This window comes from Paenarthrobacter sp. AT5 (assembly GCF_032764245.1).
GTDB lineage: Bacteria > Actinomycetota > Actinomycetes > Actinomycetales > Micrococcaceae > Arthrobacter > Arthrobacter ureafaciens.
On record NZ_CP136441.1, the window covers coordinates 1,723,908 to 1,741,696 of the forward strand.

The 17,789-nt window shown below is 63.3% G+C and carries 16 protein-coding genes; 9 read left to right on the plus strand and 7 right to left on the minus strand.

Annotated features, from left to right (window positions below; genetic code table 11):
* Positions 1–3 precede the first annotated feature (3 nt).
* Together hisD and nrdR are read left to right on the plus strand one after the other, a co-directional pair.
* A complete protein-coding gene (gene hisD / locus RI444_RS07915; RefSeq protein ID WP_207604859.1) occupies positions 4–1,377 on the plus strand; it encodes a histidinol dehydrogenase in 1,374 nt (457 codons plus the stop codon).
* A 162-nt stretch (positions 1,378–1,539) separates the two neighbouring features.
* The gene (gene nrdR, locus RI444_RS07920) at positions 1,540–2,046 is read left to right on the plus strand and encodes a transcriptional regulator NrdR (protein WP_031216805.1); all 507 of its coding nucleotides are present in this window, start codon (positions 1,540–1,542) and stop codon (positions 2,044–2,046) included.
* A 54-nt stretch (positions 2,047–2,100) separates the two neighbouring features.
* Here nrdR and ppgK read toward each other — a convergent pair whose 3' ends face one another.
* Positions 2,101–2,904, minus strand: coding sequence for a polyphosphate--glucose phosphotransferase (gene ppgK, locus RI444_RS07925; RefSeq protein WP_031216804.1), 804 nt, complete (start codon positions 2,902–2,904; stop codon positions 2,101–2,103).
* A gap of 72 nt (positions 2,905–2,976) precedes the next feature.
* Entirely contained in the window at positions 2,977–3,855 is an 879-nt protein-coding gene (map, locus tag RI444_RS07930) for a type I methionyl aminopeptidase (RefSeq protein WP_021473348.1), read from the minus strand.
* A 107-nt stretch (positions 3,856–3,962) separates the two neighbouring features.
* Between map and RI444_RS07935 the strand changes: the two genes are divergently transcribed.
* A complete protein-coding gene (locus RI444_RS07935; protein ID WP_021473347.1) occupies positions 3,963–4,127 on the plus strand; it encodes a hypothetical protein in 165 nt (54 codons plus the stop codon).
* Here RI444_RS07935 and panB read toward each other — a convergent pair.
* Positions 4,124–5,026, minus strand: a complete 903-nt coding sequence (panB, locus tag RI444_RS07940; RefSeq protein ID WP_179014910.1) for a 3-methyl-2-oxobutanoate hydroxymethyltransferase — start codon at positions 5,024–5,026, stop codon at positions 4,124–4,126. The two genes, RI444_RS07935 and panB, sit on opposite strands and share 4 nt — an antisense overlap.
* Positions 5,027–5,212: 186 nt before the next feature.
* Between panB and glnA (RI444_RS07945) the strand changes: the two genes are divergently transcribed.
* From glnA (RI444_RS07945) to RI444_RS07960, 4 genes are all read left to right on the plus strand, one after another.
* Entirely contained in the window at positions 5,213–6,553 is a 1,341-nt protein-coding gene (gene glnA / locus RI444_RS07945; protein WP_021473345.1) for a type I glutamate--ammonia ligase, read from the plus strand.
* A 9-nt stretch (positions 6,554–6,562) separates the two neighbouring features.
* Positions 6,563–9,574 carry a bifunctional [glutamine synthetase] adenylyltransferase/[glutamine synthetase]-adenylyl-L-tyrosine phosphorylase gene (locus tag RI444_RS07950; protein WP_207604857.1) on the plus strand — a complete coding sequence of 1,004 codons (3,012 nt, stop codon included), beginning with the start codon at positions 6,563–6,565 and terminating at the stop codon, positions 9,572–9,574.
* A complete protein-coding gene (locus tag RI444_RS07955; protein ID WP_062096148.1) occupies positions 9,564–10,100 on the plus strand; it encodes a GNAT family N-acetyltransferase in 537 nt (178 codons plus the stop codon). The genes RI444_RS07950 and RI444_RS07955 overlap by 11 nt, the downstream gene beginning before the upstream one ends.
* A 562-nt stretch (positions 10,101–10,662) precedes the next feature.
* Positions 10,663–11,016, plus strand: a complete 354-nt coding sequence (locus RI444_RS07960) for a hypothetical protein (protein ID WP_207604856.1) — start codon at positions 10,663–10,665, stop codon at positions 11,014–11,016.
* Positions 11,017–11,096: 80 nt separating this feature from the next.
* On the opposite strand, the gene glnA (RI444_RS07965) is transcribed toward RI444_RS07960, so the two are convergent.
* Positions 11,097–12,521 carry a type I glutamate--ammonia ligase gene (glnA, locus tag RI444_RS07965; protein ID WP_021473341.1) on the minus strand — a complete coding sequence of 475 codons (1,425 nt, stop codon included), beginning with the start codon at positions 12,519–12,521 and terminating at the stop codon, positions 11,097–11,099.
* 312 nt (positions 12,522–12,833) lie between these two features.
* On the opposite strand from glnA (RI444_RS07965), the gene RI444_RS07970 reads away from it, so the two are divergent.
* A complete protein-coding gene (locus RI444_RS07970; RefSeq protein WP_021473340.1) occupies positions 12,834–13,271 on the plus strand; it encodes an RDD family protein in 438 nt (145 codons plus the stop codon).
* A 129-nt stretch (positions 13,272–13,400) separates the two neighbouring features.
* Here RI444_RS07970 and RI444_RS07975 read toward each other — a convergent pair whose 3' ends face one another.
* The 3 genes from RI444_RS07975 to lipB all read right to left on the minus strand — a co-directional run bounded on the left by RI444_RS07975 (position 13,401) and on the right by lipB (position 15,973).
* Positions 13,401–14,162 carry a DUF4191 domain-containing protein gene (locus RI444_RS07975; protein ID WP_021473339.1) on the minus strand — a complete coding sequence of 254 codons (762 nt, stop codon included), beginning with the start codon at positions 14,160–14,162 and terminating at the stop codon, positions 13,401–13,403.
* Between the two features lie 138 nt (positions 14,163–14,300).
* On the minus strand, positions 14,301–15,308 hold the full coding sequence (gene lipA / locus RI444_RS07980; RefSeq protein ID WP_071416578.1) for a lipoyl synthase: 1,008 nt from the start codon (positions 15,306–15,308) through the stop codon (positions 14,301–14,303).
* Positions 15,305–15,973, minus strand: a complete 669-nt coding sequence (gene lipB, locus RI444_RS07985) for a lipoyl(octanoyl) transferase LipB (protein ID WP_207604855.1) — start codon at positions 15,971–15,973, stop codon at positions 15,305–15,307. Before lipB ends, lipA begins: the two co-directional genes overlap by 4 nt.
* Before the next feature lie 246 nt (positions 15,974–16,219).
* On the opposite strand from lipB, the gene RI444_RS07990 reads away from it, so the two are divergent.
* The gene (locus tag RI444_RS07990) at positions 16,220–17,746 is read left to right on the plus strand and encodes a serine/threonine protein kinase (protein WP_242703103.1); all 1,527 of its coding nucleotides are present in this window, start codon (positions 16,220–16,222) and stop codon (positions 17,744–17,746) included.
* Positions 17,747–17,789 lie beyond the last annotated feature (43 nt).

Consider the following 17,789-nt stretch of genomic DNA (forward strand, 5'->3'; position numbering starts at 1 on the left):
CGGGTGAGCTCTCCTTCTGATTCCAATGCAACTGTCACCGCGTCTTTGGACTTCCGCAGCATCGATTTCCGCGGCCGACGGCTTTCGCTGGCGGAGCTGAAGTCCGCCTTGCCCCGTGCCAAGCATCAGACTATGGCAGACGCAGAACAGAAAGTGCTGGACATCATCGCCGATGTCCGCAGCCGCGGCTTCGGCGCCCTGGCAGACTTGGCAGCAAAGTTCGACGGCGTTGAGCAGTCCCACCCGCGCGTCCCGGCTGAAGAGATCGCCAACGCCTTGCGGCAGCTGGATCCCGGCGTGAGGGCTGCGCTGGAAGAATCCATCACCCGCGCCAAGCAGTTCGCCGAGCGGCAGAAGCCGGCAAATGTCGATGTGCAGCTGGCTGATGGTGCCGTGGTGAGCCAGAACTGGATTCCCGTGGGGCGGGTGGGTCTTTATGTGCCCGGCGGCCTCGCGCCCCTGGCGTCCTCGGTCATCATGAATGTTGTGCCCGCCGTGGCGGCCGGGGTTGATTCAATTGCTTTGGCTTCACCGCCCCAGAAGGATTTCGGGGGACTCCCGCACCCCACCATCCTTGCTGCTGCTGCGCTCCTCGGCATCGACGAGGTCTATGCCATCGGGGGCGCGCAGGCCATCGTGTCCTTCGCCTACGGAGTTCCGGGCGACGGCACCGAACTGCCGATTGAACCGGTGGATGTGGTGACAGGACCGGGCAATATCTTCGTGGCCACGGCCAAACGCCTGGTCAAGGGCGTCGTTGGCATCGACTCCGAAGCCGGCACCACCGAGATCGCGATCCTGGCAGACGCCACTGCCAAGCCCGCCCTGGTAGCTGCCGACCTGATCAGCCAAGCCGAACACGACCCCAAGGCCGCATCGGTCCTGGTGACCGAATCCGCGGAACTGGCCGGCGCCGTCGTGGATGAACTGAACCGGCAGGCCGCGGCCACCAAACACAGCGCCCGGGTCCGTGAGGCCCTTTCAGGCCCGCAGTCCGGTGTTGTCCTGGTGGATGACCTGGAACAGGGGATCGCGGTGTGCAATGCCTATGCGGCTGAGCACCTGGAAATCATGACCGCCGATGCTCCGGCGGTGGCGGGGCGGATCCGGAACGCCGGCGCGATCTTCGTGGGCGATTACAGCCCGGTCAGCCTGGGCGATTACTGCGCAGGATCCAACCACGTTCTTCCCACCAGCGGTACGGCTGCCTTCTCCTCCGGACTGAACGTCACTACCTTCCTCAGGGCAGTCCAAGTGATCAATTATGATCGTGCGGCCCTTGAGCAGGTCAGCGGGCACATCGTGAATCTGGCCGGCGCGGAGGACCTTCCCGGGCACGGGGAGGCGGTGCAAATTCGGTTCTCCGAAGGGGCCTGACCACTACATATACGGGCGGCCACCACTACATATAGTAATTACAAGCTTGTCATTAGCCTGTGGGCAACCGTAAAATGGTGCCGGAAGCGAAACTTCCGGCACCATTTTTTATCCGGCGGCTCTGCCGGAACAGCCAAGCCGGAACCATCAGGGAGGCCCAGCGTGTACTGTCCGTTCTGCCGGAATCCTGATTCGCGCGTCGTTGACAGCCGCATGGCCGATGACGGTTCGTCCATACGTCGTCGGCGCCAGTGCCCCGAGTGCGGCCGTCGCTTCACCACTGTGGAAACCACGAGCCTGTCGGTCATCAAACGCTCAGGGGTAGGGGAGCCGTTCAGCCGCATCAAGGTAATCAACGGCGTCCGCAAGGCTTGCCAGGGGCGCCCTGTGACGGAGGACGACCTCGCCATGCTCGCTCAGGAGGTCGAAGAGAACATCCGCTCCTCGGGTGCAGCCGAAATTGATGCCCACGAGGTCGGACTCGCCATTCTGGGCCCGTTGCGCAACCTCGATGAAGTGGCCTACCTGCGGTTCGCCAGTGTCTACCAGGCGTTCGAGTCGCTGGAAGACTTCGAATCAGCCATCGCGTTGCTGCGCCACGACGGCGGCGCGCACGCCAAGGCCGCAGGCCTCAAGGATGCCAAGAGCGCGGAAAAGAGCCAGCTATAAAAGCTTGATGGCGGCTGCGGAGGGGAAGCCGCAGCCGCCATCTTCATACCCGCACTATTTGGCGAGCTTGTGGTGCAGTGCGACTTCCAGTGCGGCACCCACGATGCCGGCGTCATTCTTCAGCTTTGCCGTGACGATCCTCGTGCGAAGGTCCAGGTGGGGGAAGTATTCGTCCGACCGCTTGGAGATTCCACCGCCGATGATGAACAGTTCGGGCGAGAAGAGGAACTCCACGTGCTGGAGGTAGCGGTTAAGCAGTACTCCGTATTCGTCCCAGCTCAGCCCGTCCCGTTCCCGGGCAACAGCTGAGGCCTTGGTTTCGGCGTCGAAGCCGTCCACCTCAAGGTGGCCCAACTCGGCGTTCGGCACCAACTGGCCGTTGAAGATGAACGCCGATCCGATACCCGTGCCCAACGTGATGACCAGGACCGTCCCGCCGACTCCTTCGCCCGCCCCGTAGCGGGCTTCCGCCAGACCGGCAGCATCGGCGTCATTGATGACCTCCACAGGGCGGCCCAGACGCTCAGTGAGCTGCTTGTCGATGTCGGTGTTGAGCCATGACTTGTCGACGTTAGCCGCGGAATGGACCACACCGTGCTGGATAATGCCGGGGAAGGTCACGCCCACCGGCGAATCCGGGGCGGGAGCATCAGGACGCTTGGAGAGTTCTTCGACGATTTCGGCAACTACCTCGGCGACCGCCTCCGGCGTAGCAGGCTGCGGGGTCGGCACGCGGAACCGGTCGCCGATCAGCTTGCCCTTCTTGAGGTCGACAATGCCGCCTTTGATTCCCGTTCCACCGATGTCGATTCCGATCAGCGGTGCGTGCTTGTAGGTATTCTCATCCTTTTTGGACAATTCAATTCCGATCATGGCAGGGGGGTTGGACATGCCGCAGCCACGAAAGCTGCGTGGACCTTCCGGAAGTTCTCAGGGAAGGGTAAGGATTTCCGCGCCGGTCTCTGTGACCAGCAGGGTGTGCTCGAACTGGGCTGTGCGTTTGCGGTCCTTGGTGACGACTGTCCAGTCGTCGGCCCACATGTCCCATTCGATGGTGCCGAGGGTCAGCATGGGTTCAATGGTGAAGACCATGCCGGGTTCGATCACGGTGTTGTAAGCGGGGGCTGCGTCATAGTGGGGGATGATGAGGCCCGTGTGGAATGCCTCGCCGACTCCATGCCCCGTGAAGTCCCTCACCACGCCGTAGCCGAAACGCTTTGCGTACGACTGGATGGCGCGGCCTATGACGTTGATTTCGCGGCCTGGAGCCACGGCCTTGATGGCCCGGTTGAGCGACTCCTGCGTACGCTCAACCAGGAGACGGGACTCTTCATCCACGTCGCCCACCAGGAAAGTGTAATTGGTGTCCCCATGGACGCCATCGATGTATGCGGTGATGTCTATATTGAGGATGTCGCCATCCTGGACCTCTGTGGAGTCCGGGATCCCATGGCAGATCACCTCATTCAGCGAGGAGCACAATGACTTGGGAAATCCGCGGTACCCCAGCGTTGAGGGATAGGCCTTGTGGTCCAGGAGGAATTCATGCCCTACCCGGTCCAGCTGGTCCGTGGTGACGCCGGGCTTGATGTGTTTCCCCACTTCGACGATAGCCTGCGCCGCGATCCTGGCTGCAACCCTGATTTTTTCGATGGTTTCCGCGGACTTGACCTCGGAGCCCGTGAATTTGGCCGGTGCTTTCTTGCCGACGTACTCGGGACGCGGAATCGACGCCGGTACGGGCAGTTCGGGGCTGACGGTTCCGGGAGTGAGCGTGCCGATGGGTGCGGTCAAAGCGGGAGAAGGCATAGATTGATCATATAAGGCACGCAAGAGGCGCAGGTAACAGAGGCCGGGGTCGTCGGCCAAGCCTGCCAAACGTTACGTGCCACCGGTCCGCAGATGGAGGAGGAAACGTGACGGAGTACTGGTACAACGTCAAGACGCACCAGATCGAAGAGGACGCGATGTCCGACTGGACCCAGTTGATCGGACCGTACAAGACGCGCGAAGAGGCCGAACACGCTTTGGAGAAGGTCCGGGAACGCAACGAAGCCTGGGACGCCCAGGACGACGACTAGAACGAGTGCTCAGGCCCGGGGAATTGCCCGGACCTGACGTCCTCTCCGTAGGCGGCGGCTGCTTCCGTGAGCGTTGACCGCAGGTCCGCGTACTGCTTGACGAATTTGGCCATCTTGCCGCCACGCAGCCCGGCCATGTCCTGCCAGACCAGAACCTGGCCCGTAGTCCTGTTGCCTGCGCCGATGCCCACGGTCGGTACGCGGAGGGCGGCGTCAACAGCGGCCGCGGTCTCGGCAGGGACCATTTCCATCAGCACGCTGAAGGCCCCTGCGTCCTGCAGGGCCACCGCATCATCGATCAGCCGCTGGGCGTCGTCGCCGCGGCCCTGGACGCGGTACCCTCCCAACGCGTGCTCGCTCTGGGGCGTGAATCCGATATGGGCCATCACCGGGATGCCAGCCTGGACCATCGCGCGGACGGTTTCGGCGTAGTAGGCGCTCCCTTCTATCTTGACCGCGTGGGCGAGGCCCTCCTTGAGGAACCGGACGCCTGATGCCACCGCTTGGGCCGGTGAGACCTCGTAGCTACCGAAGGGCAGATCGGCCACTACCAGGGCACGCTTGGCTGAGCGGCTGACGGCCCTGCACAACGGCAACAGTTCATCAACCGTCACGGGCAGGCTCGTTTCGTTGCCGAAGACGTTGTTGGACGCCGAATCGCCCACCAGCAGGACTTCGATTCCGGCCTGGTCAAAGATCTCGGCGCTGTATTGCTCATACGCGGTGAGCATAGCGAAGCGCCGACCTTCTTCCTTGGCCTGCTGCAAGTGGTGGATGCGGACTTTGGCTGCCGGTTTCTTTCCCGTGGGCGGCAGGTGCGCGGCATCGGCAGGCCCCGAACCATAGGGTGCGGGAACTTCGGCGGGCATGCTGGACTCGGGATGGTTGCTTGGGGCCATGTTTAGAGCCTAAGCCGTGCCGACAGCGGCTGCCAGCAGTGTGCCAAGCGTCACCATTTGTAAACGCTGTGTTACGCGGCGCTGCAGCATCGGCATTCGCACTGATTGCTTAGTAGAGTGAAGGCTGAACGCCGCGGCTCCTTCCTGTGGAAGGCGCTGCGTGGATACCGACCGGAAAGAGGCCCCATGGACCGCCAGCAAGAGTTCGTTCTGCGGACAATCGAAGAGCGTGACGTGCGCTTCGTACGCTTGTGGTTCACCGACGTCGTTGGTTCCCTGAAGTCTGTTGCGCTGGCACCTGCCGAGGTTGAAGGTGCCTTCGAAGAAGGCCTGGGGTTCGACGGTTCGGCGATTGAGGGCCTGGCCCGTGTCTTTGAGTCGGACATGCTGCTGCAGCCGGATCCCTCCACGTTCCAGATCCTGCCCTGGCGCGGAGAGACGGAACAGACCTCCCGGATGTTCTGCGACATCCTGACTCCCGACGGTGAACCGTCCGCAGCCGATCCTCGCAACGTCCTCAAGCGCACCCTTGCCAAAGCAGCCGACATGGGCTTCACCTGCTACACGCATCCCGAGATCGAGTTCTATCTCCTCAAGTCCCAGGAACTGGGTGCCAACGGCGCCCCGGTACCCGTTGACGAGGGCGGGTACTTCGACCACGTTCCCGGCGGCGTTGCCCAGGACTTCCGCCGGACCGCCGTGACGATGCTCGAGTCCGTGGGAATTTCCGTGGAATTCAGCCATCACGAGGGCGGCCCGGGCCAAAACGAAATCGACCTCCGTTACGCCGATGCCCTGCAAACCGCGGACAACATCATGACGTTCCGCACCGTGATCAAGGAAGTTGCCCTGCAGCAGGGAACGTACGCGACCTTCATGCCCAAGCCCTTCACGGACCACCCGGGCTCGGGCATGCACACCCACTTCTCGCTCTTCGAGGGCGATACCAACGCGTTCTTCGAAGCGGGCACCGAGTTCCAGCTTTCCAAGACGGCACGGCAATTCATTGCCGGCATCCTGAAGCACGCCCCGGAATTCACGGCAGTGACCAACCAGTTCGTGAACTCCTACAAGCGGCTCTGGGGCGGCGGCGAGGCGCCCAGCTACCTGAGCTGGGGCCACAACAACCGCTCTGCCCTGGTACGTGTTCCGTTGTACAAGCCGGGCAAGGGCCAGTCGGCGCGGATCGAATACCGCGGCATCGACTCCGCCACCAACCCGTACCTCGCCTACGCCGTGCTGCTTGGCGCGGGACTCAAGGGCATCGAGGAGGGCTACGATCTTCCCGCAGCCGCTGAGGACGATGTGTGGTCGTTGACGACGGCCGAACGCAAGGCCATGGGCCACGCTCCGTTGCCGGCCAGCCTGCATGACGCCATCCGCGCGATGGAGGAGTCCGAACTCGTGGCCCAGATCCTGGGCGAGCAGGTCTTCGAGCATTTCCTGCGGAACAAGCGTGCCGAGTGGCAGGACTACCGCCTCCAAGTCACTCCGTACGAGTTGCAGCGCAACCTCGGCATTCTCTAGGGAGGCGCTGTGAGCCTGGCGCGCCGGCTCATCTCGGCCGGCTTCAGTGACCTGGAAAAGGGCGAGCGGTTCCTTTCTGCCCCGGAGCTGGACGGCATCGAGCAGGAAGCACTGTTTGCCGGACTGTCGATGGCGGCGAGTCCGGATACTGCCCTGCAATCGTTGGTCCGCCTGATTGAGAAAAATCCCGGGCTCAAGGAGTTGGCGGCTGCGGATCCGGACACCAGCGAGCCGCTCTACCGGTTGCTGGGTGCCTCCGAAGCGCTTGGAGAATTCCTCCTGCGACGGCCCGAGCACTTGGACGTCTTCCAAGGGAAAGTCAGCCCGGAACCCCTCCAGGCTTCCAGCGAGCAACTGCGCGCAACACTGCTGCGTTCGGTCAAGGCGGAGCCCGGAGCGCATCGCCCCGTTGCAGGGCTGACAGGAGTTCCGGCGTACACGGCGCTGCGTACGGCCTACCGCCGGGGATTGGCTGAGCTGGCTATCAAGGATCTGTGTGCCGCCTCGCCGCAGGACTTCATGCCCATGGCCGGGGCTGAACTGGCGGACCTCGCCGGGGCTGCCGTTGAGGCCGCTTTGGCCGTGTCCCGGGCAGAGGCGGCCGGCCAGTTCGACGCCGCGGAAGTAGCCGACGTCGGGTTGTCAGTTATTGGCATGGGCAAGTGCGGCGCCCGGGAGCTCAACTACATTTCCGACGTCGACGTCATCTACGTGATCGAGTCGCAGGACCTTGACGACGCCCGCGCCTCGACCATCGGCACAGCGCTGGCATCAGGCATTTCCAGGGCGATTTCATCTCCGGCTCCCGAGCCGGGCCTCTGGGAAGTGGATGCGAACCTCCGCCCGGAAGGCAAGTCCGGTCCACTCGTGCGGACGTTGGAGTCACACCTGAGCTATTACGCCCGCTGGGCTGAAAGCTGGGAATTCCAGGCGCTGTTGAAGGCGAGGACCATCGCGGGGGACACGGACCTGGGCCAGCGCTATGAAAAAGCCGTCGAACCGCTGGTGTGGGCTTCGGCCGGCCGGGACGGTTTCGTGGAGTCCGTGCAGGCCATGCGGCGCCGGGTGACCGAGCACATTCCCGCCGCCGAGGAACACCGCCAGATCAAGCTTGGGCGGGGCGGACTCCGGGACGTTGAGTTCACCGTCCAGCTTCTGCAGTTGGTCCACGGCAGGTCCGACGAGTCCTTAAGGTGCCGGGACACGACGTCGGCCATCGCGGCACTCTCTGCCGGCGGCTACATTGGCCGCGCCGACGCCGCAGCGTTCGATAGCGCCTACCGCTACCTGCGCGTGCTCGAGCACCGCATCCAGCTTTTCCAACTCAGGCGCACCCACTTGATGCCGGAAGCCGAGGATGCGCAGCGGTTCCTGGCCAAAGCCGTCCTCGGGCCGTTCTCGCATGGGCGGCCCCACCCCGACCAGTTGATCGCCGCATGGCAGAAGACCAAGCGCTCGGTCCGTGAACTTCATGAGCGCATCTTCTACCGGCCGCTGCTCAACACCGCGGCGAAGCTCAGCACCGAGGACGCAAAACTTAGCCCGGAAGCAGCCGAGGGCAGACTCGCCGCGCTCGGGTATCTCGATCCCAAAGGTGCCATGCGGCACATCGAGGCGCTCACCGCCGGGGTCAGTCGGCGGGCAGCCCTGCAGCGCCAGCTGCTGCCCATCTTGTTGGGGTGGCTTGCCGACGGCGTGGATCCCGATGCCGGCCTGCTTGCGTTCCGCAGGGTCAGCGAAGCGTTGGGCACCACCCACTGGTATCTGGGACTCCTGCGGGATTCGCAGGCCGCCGCGGAGAGGCTGTGCCACGTCCTTGCCAATTCGCGCCTGATCTCGGATTTGCTGGAGGTGTCACCGGAGTCCGTTGCGTGGTTGGGCAGCGACAAGGATCTGGCGCCCGTACCGTTCTCCGCGCAGTGGCAGGAGATCAAGTCCAAGCTGTCCCGCCACCCGGACGCGGGCAGCGCCATGCGGCTGATCCGCCTCATCCGGCGCAGGGAGATCCTTCGCACCGCCATTGCGGACAGTTCGGGATTGCTGGACCAGGATGCCGTCGGGCTGGCGCTGGCAGAGGCGGACCGTGCGGCGGTGCTGGGGGCCCTGCATGTGGCCGAAAACGCCATCGAGGAGGACGGCCCGTTGAAGACCGACGTTCTGGTGGTGGCCATGGGGCGCCAGGGTGGTCGCGAAATCGGCTACGGATCGGACGCGGACGTCATCTACGTGCACCGGGCCCGCCCCGGATTCAGCGACGTCGAGGCACAGGAACAGGCGGCCGCCATCGTCGCAAGAATATCCAGCCTCCTGACGCAGCCGCTCAAGCCGGCAATCATGGCCGAGCGCGTTCTCCAAGTGGATGCCGACCTGCGTCCCGAGGGCAAGAACGGCGCCATGGTGCGCTCCTTGGACTCCTATGCCGAGTACTATCGCCGTTGGTCCTTGATCTGGGAGGCCCAGGCGTTGCTGCGCGCACGCCCCATGGCAGGCTCGGATGAGTTGGCTGCCGACTTCATGAGCTTGATCGATTCCATCCGGTACCCGGAGGAGTTATCGGACGCGGACGTGCGCGAAATCCGGCGTATCAAGGCCCGCGTGGAGTCAGAGCGCCTTCCCCGCGGCGCAGACCCGGCCCGGCACGTAAAGCTTGGCCGTGGCGGGTTGAGCGATGTGGAATGGCTGGTTCAGCTGCTCCAGTTGCAGCACGCCGGGAAGCATCCGGAACTGCGGACCACGTCCACGCTGGAAGCACTCGCCGCCGCTGAACAGCTGGGTTTCATTGACAAGAACGACGCCGGACTGTTGCGTCAGGCATGGCGGCTCGCCAGCCGGATCCGGTCGGCCAACGTCATTGTCACCGGACGCGCCTCCGACCTGCTGCCCTCCTCGCGGCGGGACCTTGAGGCCGTGGCCCGGTGGTGCGGTTACGAGCCCGGAGCGGCGGGCCGGTTCGAGGAGGACTACCTTCGCCTGAGCCGCAGGGCGCGCGGCGTTTTCGAGAAAAAGTTCTATGGCAACTAGCTCTGTATGGCTCATTCCCCTCAAACTCCTGGATGAGGACGCACGGGCCATCCAGTTGGCGGAAGTAGCGGGGCTGCGCATCCTCCCGGAGCAACAGGACTTCGTGGGGGATCCCCTGCGGATGATGCTCGTCGCCCTGGATGAGGGTTCGCGGTTCCCCTATGTCATCGAGTCTGCCGGAAAAGCTGTTGGGGTCCTGACCCTCCAGGCCGGAGCGGCCACTCTTGCCGGGTGGGAAGATGAGGATTCGGCCTGGCTGCTCAGGGGATTCCTCATAGACTCACGGTGCCAGGGCAAGGGGCTTGGCCGCCAAGCGGCGGCAGCGGCCCTGCTGGAGGCGCGCAGACTAACGCTGCGGCACCGTGGCGGGCAAACCGGCGTCGTACTCTCCGTCAACGAACGGAACCCGGCAGCGCAGGCGGCGTATGCCAGGGCCGGCTTTGTTGACTCCGGCCGCTACCTCGGGGGAGCTGCCGGACCGCAGAGGATCATGCACGCAGATTTCCTGAACGAGGGCAGGATATAACCGACGCCGGAAGCGGCTGTTCGGCGGCCCCGTTTTGCCCTATGCTTCATCCCGTGACGGTCAGACGAGACCCGGACGGAGCATGGTACTCCGACGCCCTGTGCTTCCGCTGCGCGCAGGCGGGGCCGCATTGGAAATCACGTCACGCCCTTGCCGGGGAGTATTCCTGCCGGCGTTGTTTTGCTACCTTCGCGGACGTGGAACCGGCGGGCAGCAAACACGCGGTCCTTGGACAGGGACTCGCAGTCCCGGAACCCGTGCAAGTCTTCGAAACCAAGTAGCGGCACCACCGATCCGCTGAAAAAACGAGTACACGCTACTCGTGCCACTGCTGGTGGCCGTTGGGCAGCATTAGGGCTATGACAGCCTACGTGATCGAATCATCAGCCCTGGTGCACCGCTGCCAATGCTGCGGCGAGGAAACGGACAAGGTGTTCTGCAGTGACTGTGCGGCCCCTGAAGAGCCGGGAAAGTCGCCAACCATCAAACACTGAGGTGCGGCAAATTCATAAGTCCCCTTATAGACTCATCGGGTAGATGTTCTCAAGGAAAGGGGAAGTACATGGATTACAACGCAAGCCCTTCAGAGCGGGCCGTGCGGGCGGGCGACCTCGATCGGCGCCACGTCGGTCAATCGGTGAGCTTCCAGCCGAATGACTTCACTGTGGTGTTCGGTACCATTGCCGGCATTGCCCGGACCGAGGCCTTGGTGTACTTGTCCCTGGCAGGGGTGTCCGGCGGCACCCATTTGAAGGATGAGTACGATCTCACGGTCGATCACGAGGTCTACCTGCAACTGGATCCGCTGAGCAGCGCAGAGAAGGGCTTCGCCGAAGCTGCGAAAGCCGTCAAGGAGAAGCTGGACGAGTTCGGCCGGAACATCCGTGACCGGGACCAGAACAGGGAATCCGAGTAGGTTCCGTTCGGATTCTTCCTGAAACAAACACAAAGGCCGCTCCCGGTGATCCGGGAGCGGCCTTCGTGTTTGCGTAGAGACTACACGCCGTAGTAGAGCTCGAACTCGTAGGGGTTCGGGCGCAGGGACAGCGGGCGGATCTCGTTCTCGTACTTGTACTCGATCCAGGTGTCGATCAGGTCCTGGGTGAAGACGCCGCCGGCCTGGAGGAACTCGTTGTCCTCACGGAGGGCTTCGAGTGCTTCTTCCAGGGAACCCGGAGCCTTGGGGATGTCCTTGGCTTCCTCGGCGGGGAGCTCGTAGAGGTCCTTGTCGATCGGAGCCGGGGGTTCGATTCGGTTGCGGATGCCGTCAATACCGGCCATCAGCTGGGCTGCGAACGCCAGGTACGGGTTGGAGGAGGGGTCCGGCGCGCGGAACTCGATGCGCTTGGCCTTCGGGTTGGAACCGGTGATCGGGATACGGATACCGGCGGAGCGGTTGCCCTGCGAGTAGACCATGTTGACCGGAGCTTCGAAGCCCTTGACCAGGCGGCGGTAGGAGTTGACGGTCGGGTTGGTGAAGGCAAGGACAGCCGAAGCGTGCTTCAGCAGGCCGCCGATGTACCAGCGGGCGGTGTCGGAGAGGCCTGCGTAGCCCTTCTCGTCGTAGAACAGCGGCTCGCCGTTGCTCCACAGGGACTGGTGGCAGTGCATGCCCGAACCGTTGTCACCGAAGACCGGCTTCGGCATGAAGGTTACCGACTTGCCCCAGGCATCAGCCGTGTTCTTGATGACGTACTTGAACTTCTGCAGGTCATCGGCAGCAGCAGTCAGCGTGGTGAACTTGTAGTTGATTTCAGCCTGGCCCGCCGAACCTACTTCGTGGTGCGAACGCTCAACTTCGAGGCCTGCCTTGTCCAGCTCAACGCACATGGCGTCACGGAGGTCAGCCTGCTTGTCGGTGGGGGAGACCGGGAAGTAGCCACCCTTGACGGGGGTCTTGTAACCGAGGTTGCCGCCCTCTTCCTTGCGGCCGGTGTTCCAGTGTGCTTCTTCGGAGTCGATCTTGTAGAAGCTGCCCTGCGGTGAGGACTCGTACTGGATGTTGTCGAAAACGAAGAACTCAGCCTCGGGTGCGAAGAACGCGGTGTCGGCGATGCCGGTGGAAGCCAGGTAGGCCTCAGCCTTCTCCGCCACGCCGCGGGGGTCGCGGTGGTAGGGGTCACCCGTGCGGGGGTTGACGATGGAGAAGTTCAAGGCCAGGGTCTTCTCGATGCGGAACGTGTCAACGAAGGCCGAGGTCACGTCCGGGATGAGCTGCATGTCGGATTCGGCGATGCCCTGGAAGCCGCGGATGGAGGAACCGTCGAAGAGCTGACCGTTCACGAAGAAGTCGAGGTCGACGCTCTTGGCCGGCACGTTGAAGTGCTGCTGGACACCGGGGAGGTCGGTGAAGCGGATATCGACGAATTTAACGTCTTCTTCTTTGATGAACTTGAGGACTTCGTCCGCAGTCTTGAACATCTATGCTCCTTATGCATATCAAGTAACAGGCCGGGAAGGCCGCGTGGTGCAGCCCGGGCCGGGGATCTGGAGACGCAGAAACTCCCCTTGCCTCGGTGGCTGGCAACTCCTATCACCTTAGGGAGACGGGATTTCCCGGGAATGTCAGTATTGTTTCCGGGAGGTTACAGAATCATCTGTTGTGTAAACGGTAGTCGGCTTGCGGGTGTCAGGTCCACCAGGTCCGCTGGCTGAACACGGCCAACGGATTCCACAGCGCCGTGCAGGTGCAGGCCGGCACCCCGGCGACGTTCGAACAGTTAAGCTTATGGGGTGGTTGATCGCAAAGACATAGGCTCCTGGCTCAGTGGACCGGACACATCCGGCATCTCCAAATATCCCGGTGAACGATTGGGGCTTCCTGAGTCCGGGCCAGGCTCCATCGCCCGGGCCGGACGGCGCATCCTGGGCATCGTGATCGACTGGACCATAGCGTTGGTCATCAGTAACTTCGCGTTCGGTGGCAACCAATGGGCCACCCTGGCCGTTTTCGCGGCAGAGCAGATACTCCTCATCGGTACCCTCGGATACAGCATTGGCCACAGAGTGGCCGGAATCCATGTTGTACGCCTCGGCGGGAAACCGGCCGGCCCTTTGGCCGCACTGGTCCGCACCGTGCTGCTGTGCCTGGTTATTCCCGCGGTGGTCTTCGATCCGGACCAGCGAGGTCTCCATGACAAAGCCATGAATACCATCCTGATCCGGATGTAGCCAGGCACTGATCCGGATGTAGCCAAACCCTGATCCGGATGTAGCCAAACCCTGCCCAACAAAAAGCCGCCCCGGCGCTTCGCGTGATGTGATCACTCGGAGCCGGGGCGGCTTTTTAGTTTCGGATCTTTAGCGGCCGCGTGCAGCCTTGCGGTCCGGACGGGCCTTGTAGGGATCAATGCCCTTGGGGATCGGAAGGCGGTTGCCCAGGGAGTTGATTCGCTTGGACACGGCGTTCACTTCCACCTTGGTCAGTTCCTTCTTCATCTTGCCCATGGTCTTGGCAATCTGGTTCAGCGGCACCTGGCCTTCGCCGCGGCCGGACTCAATCACGTGGACGCTGACGTTGGGGAGAATGCGGGTCAGGCGCTTGCGCTCTCCGTCCACCAGGGTCTTGACGCGATGGCTGGGTCCCTCGCTGACCAAGACAACTCCGGGACGACCGATGGCCATGAAGACGGCGTCCTGGGTGCGCGGGTTCACGGCAACAGGCTGGTCCTGAGTGATCCACCCGCGGCGAAGCGTGCCCAATGCGGCACCCGAGGCGCCCGGCTGGTTCTCGATCTGGGCGAAGGCTGCGCGCTCAGCCCTACGGGAAAGGATGAAGACCGCGGCCAGCAGTCCCAGCGGAATGCCGATAATGAGGCCGGTGACCCAGTTTTCCAGAAGGAAGCCGATAAGGAAGGCAACGGCTACCACGGCAAGGAACGCCAACACCATGATCCATACAACCTGTGGATCATTGCGCCGGGTCATCTTGAAGACTTCGGCGATCTGCTTCAGCTGGCTGGGCTTTTTGGCCTTGGCTTCTTTGGGCTTGCGCTGGAACAGGCCACGCTTGGGAGCGTCGGCCGAAGGGGTCGAGTTGCTGGAGTCAGGGGATTTCGCCATAGTGCCTTAATTCTACGTGATGCATGCACCAGCACCGGAACCTCCGGCACCGGTAAGTGTTCTTACAGGCGCCGGAGGCTCCGATGGTTTGGTTCGTCTTCTGTTTTGGGTGCTGTGTTTGGTTAGCCGCGGGCTGGTTTAGCCGTGGGCGGCGAGGATGGTAGAGGCTTCCTGGCGGGTGGTGCCGGAGGATTCGATGTGGGAAAGGGCTTCGGGGATGGCCCATCCTTTCTTCCGCATCGCGGTGGCCCAGAGGCGCCCGGCGCGGTAGGAGGAGCGGACCAGGGGCCCGGACATGACGCCGAGGAAGCCGATCTCTTCGGCCTCGTGCTGGAGGTCCACGAATTCCTGGGGCTTGACCCACCGGTCCACGGGCAGGTGCCGCTCGGAGGGGCGCAGGTACTGGGTGATGGTGATCAGGTCACACCCGGCATCGTGGAGGTCCCGGAGGGCTTCGGAGATTTCCTCGCGGGTCTCGCCCATGCCCAGGATCAGGTTGGACTTGGTCACCATGCCCAGATCCCGGCCTTGGGTGATCACGTCCAGGGAGCGCTCGTACCGGAACGCCGGACGGATCCGCTTGAAAATCCGGGGCACGGTCTCGACGTTGTGCGCGAACACCTCGGGCTTGGACTCGCAAATCGCGGCGATGTGTTCGGGTTTGCCGGAGAAGTCCGGGATCAGCAGTTCCACCCCGGTGCCGGGGTTCAGTTCGTGGATCTTCCGGACCGTTTCGGCGTACAGCCACACGCCCTCGTCCTCGAGGTCATCACGGGCCACGCCGGTCACGGTCGCGTAGCGCAGCTGCATCGACTGCACACTCCGGGCCACCTTTGTGGGTTCGAACCGGTCCAGCGGGGAGGGTTTGCCGGTATCGATCTGGCAGAAATCACAGCGCCGCGTGCATTCGGACCCGCCGATCAGGAACGTCGCTTCCTTATCTTCCCAGCACTCGAAAATGTTCGGGCACCCGGCCTCCTCACACACCGTGTGCAGGCCTTCCTTCTTCACCAGGTTCTTCAACCCAACAAACTCAGGGCCCATCTGGACCTTCGCCTTGATCCACTCAGGCTTACGCTCAACCGGGACCGCCGCGTTACGCTGCTCAACGCGCAGCAACTTACGGCCTTCAGGTGCCAGGGTCACTGGAGTGCTCCTTCTGGTGTTGCAACAAGTGCTTCTTCATGCTTGCGGAACTCTTCCACAAACCTGTCAACGATGTCCGCCGGATTGATGGTCCGGCCGGTTTCCAGCGACATGGTGGTGACGCTGGCGTCCGTGATTCCGCAAGCGATGATCTGTGCGTACGGGGTGAGATCGTTGCTGCAGTTGATGGCAACACCGTGCATGGTGACGCCATTCAGGACGCGGATGCCGATCGCTGCGATCTTCCGGTCCGGTCCTTTGTCATCCGCCAGGACCCAGACGCCGGCCCGGCCCTTGATCCGAACGGCCTTGATCCCGTAATCCTCCATGACCGCGATCATGATGGCTTCCAGGCGCTCAACGTAGTCGCGGATGCCTGCGCGGTTCTTGAGTTTGAGGATGGGGTAGGCGATGAGCTGTCCCGGTCCGTGCCAGGTCAGTTTGCCGCCCCGGTCCACTGGAACCACCGGGGTACCGTCGAAGGGGCGCTCATGGTCTTCGGTGAGTTTGCCGGCCGTGTAGACGGCTGCGTGCTCCAGAAGCAGGACGGTACTGGGTTTCTCGCCCGCAACAACCTTGTTGTGGATTTCGCGCTGCAGGTCCCAGCCCTGCATGTAGTCAACGAAATCAGGGGCAAGACCCAGCTGTGAGAACTCAAGAGTCATGACTTCAAGCTTAGACCCCGTGGAACGGTGCCCATGGTTTTGTGGTGAACCTCTCAGTCGCATCCGTGCGGCGTCGGGCGGATCGGGCGATGGCCTTGGAGCCTGTGGATAACTTCTGCAGGAAAACCCGGCGTGGGGTAGACCTTTGACATGGGTTCTCCGGATAAATCTCCTTCATCTCCGCCTGCCATTCCCGGCTATCGGGTCCACCGTTTCCTGGGTCGAGGTGCATCCTCCACAGTCTGGTTGGCTGAAAAGGACCACGGCCCGGGGCACGGGGCCGGCTCAAGGTTCGCCATCAAGTGCATCGCCGTCCCGGAGAAGGATGCCGGGAACGTACCCATGGTGGACGGCGCGTCCCGGGAGGTGGCAGTGATGTCATCGCTCCGGCACGGGCACTTGCTGAGGGTTCACGACGTCGTGCAGTTCAGTGGCAACGGTTCCGACGGCGTGGGACTCGTCCTCGACTACGCCGCCGGAGGCTCACTGGCCGCCCTCGTCGCGATACGCGGCAGCCTCGGCATCGGCGAGGCGGTGACCGTCCTGGTTCCGCTGGCGCATGCACTCTCCTATCTGCACGGTGAGGGCACTGTGCACGGTGATATCTCGCCCGGTAACGTCCTCTTCACCTCCCACGGCAAGCCCTTGCTGGCAGATCTGGGAACGGCAAGCCTTCTGGGAGAAGTCCAGGATCCCCACCCGGCGGGGACCGAAGGCTTCGCGGACAGTTTTTCCACTGGCCGGGCGGGCAGGAGGATCCTCCAACCTGCCCGCGATGTGTACTCATTGGCTGCGTTGGGTTGGTTTTGCCTCACCGGCCACGCTCCTGAGCCTGGCCCCGAACGGCCCCCGTTGCCGTTGTTGGTTCCGGGGGTTCCTTCCGGCCTTGCCGCGGCCCTCGAGGCCGGGCTTGATCCCGATCCGAGGGTCCGCCCCACTGCCAAAGAGTTCGGTACGGCCGTGCACCGAAGCGCGGCCGCGCATCCGGTGGATCTTGCCGGGGCGGTCCACCCGTCCGTCATTCCAGAGCTGTTGACCCGCCGGCGGGACGCGGATACACGACGACGGCGGCTCCCGTGGCGCCGCAAGCGGACCACGCCATTGGTTTGGGAAAGTGACGTAACCTCCTCCGGGAGGAACCTGCGTGCCGCTGGCCGCCGGTCCTCCGGCAAAGGCGTTCGGGGAGGCATCGTAAAGGCCGGAACGATCGGCGTAGCCGGTCTGGCGCTCCTTGCGGCCGGGGCCTACTTGTGGCCCAACGGATCCCCATCACAGCAGACCCCTGATGCCACCGCTGTTTCGACGGGGGAGCGGTCCGCTGTTCCAGTCGCCGGGACCACACCATTCAGCCATGACCTCCCGGCCGACCTCGCCCAAGCTCTCAAGGCGACCGAACCCGAGGCCGCCCTCCCGGCCCTGTCACGAGTGCGGGACCTTGCATTGCGCGAAGGACGCCCGGAGCTGCTGGCCCTGGTCAATGGTCCCGGCTCGCCGGCTGAGGCTGCAGATAAGGACTTATCCGGGCACCTCGCCTCGCAAGGCATCCGGCTGGGCGGCTTGTCCACCGAGGTGGCCAACGTTTCCCTGCGAAGCAAGGATGGAAACAGCGCCGAAGTGGAACTGACAGCAACCACCTCCGACTACGAAGAGAGGGACGCAGCGGGCCGGGTCATGCACCGGCAGCCGGCAGGCAAACCCCAGGACCTGCGGCTCGTCTTGAAACGGACGGAAGGGGCATGGCGCATCGTCGAAATCCTGGCTTCGGACCAGTGAGGGCTTCCGGCCGGTGAGTGGGTCGGGCTTTGAGGCTGTTGGA

Bases quoted from the DNA above. Each gene is read 5' to 3' on its own strand.
- RI444_RS07960 (WP_207604856.1), top strand. From the start codon at position 10,663: ATGGATTACAACGCAAGCCCTTCAGAGCGGGCCGTGCGGGCGGGCGAC.
- map (WP_021473348.1), bottom strand. From the start codon at position 3,855: ATGCCTTCTCCCGCTTTGACCGCACCCATCGGCACGCTCACTCCCGGA.
- RI444_RS07975 (WP_021473339.1), bottom strand. From the start codon at position 14,162: ATGGCGAAATCCCCTGACTCCAGCAACTCGACCCCTTCGGCCGACGCT.
- glnA (WP_021473341.1), bottom strand. From the start codon at position 12,521: ATGTTCAAGACTGCGGACGAAGTCCTCAAGTTCATCAAAGAAGAAGAC.
- RI444_RS07955 (WP_062096148.1), top strand. From the start codon at position 9,564: ATGGCAACTAGCTCTGTATGGCTCATTCCCCTCAAACTCCTGGATGAG.
- glnA (WP_021473345.1), top strand. From the start codon at position 5,213: ATGGACCGCCAGCAAGAGTTCGTTCTGCGGACAATCGAAGAGCGTGAC.
- panB (WP_179014910.1), bottom strand. From the start codon at position 5,026: ATGGCCCCAAGCAACCATCCCGAGTCCAGCATGCCCGCCGAAGTTCCC.
- lipB (WP_207604855.1), bottom strand. From the start codon at position 15,973: ATGACTCTTGAGTTCTCACAGCTGGGTCTTGCCCCTGATTTCGTTGAC.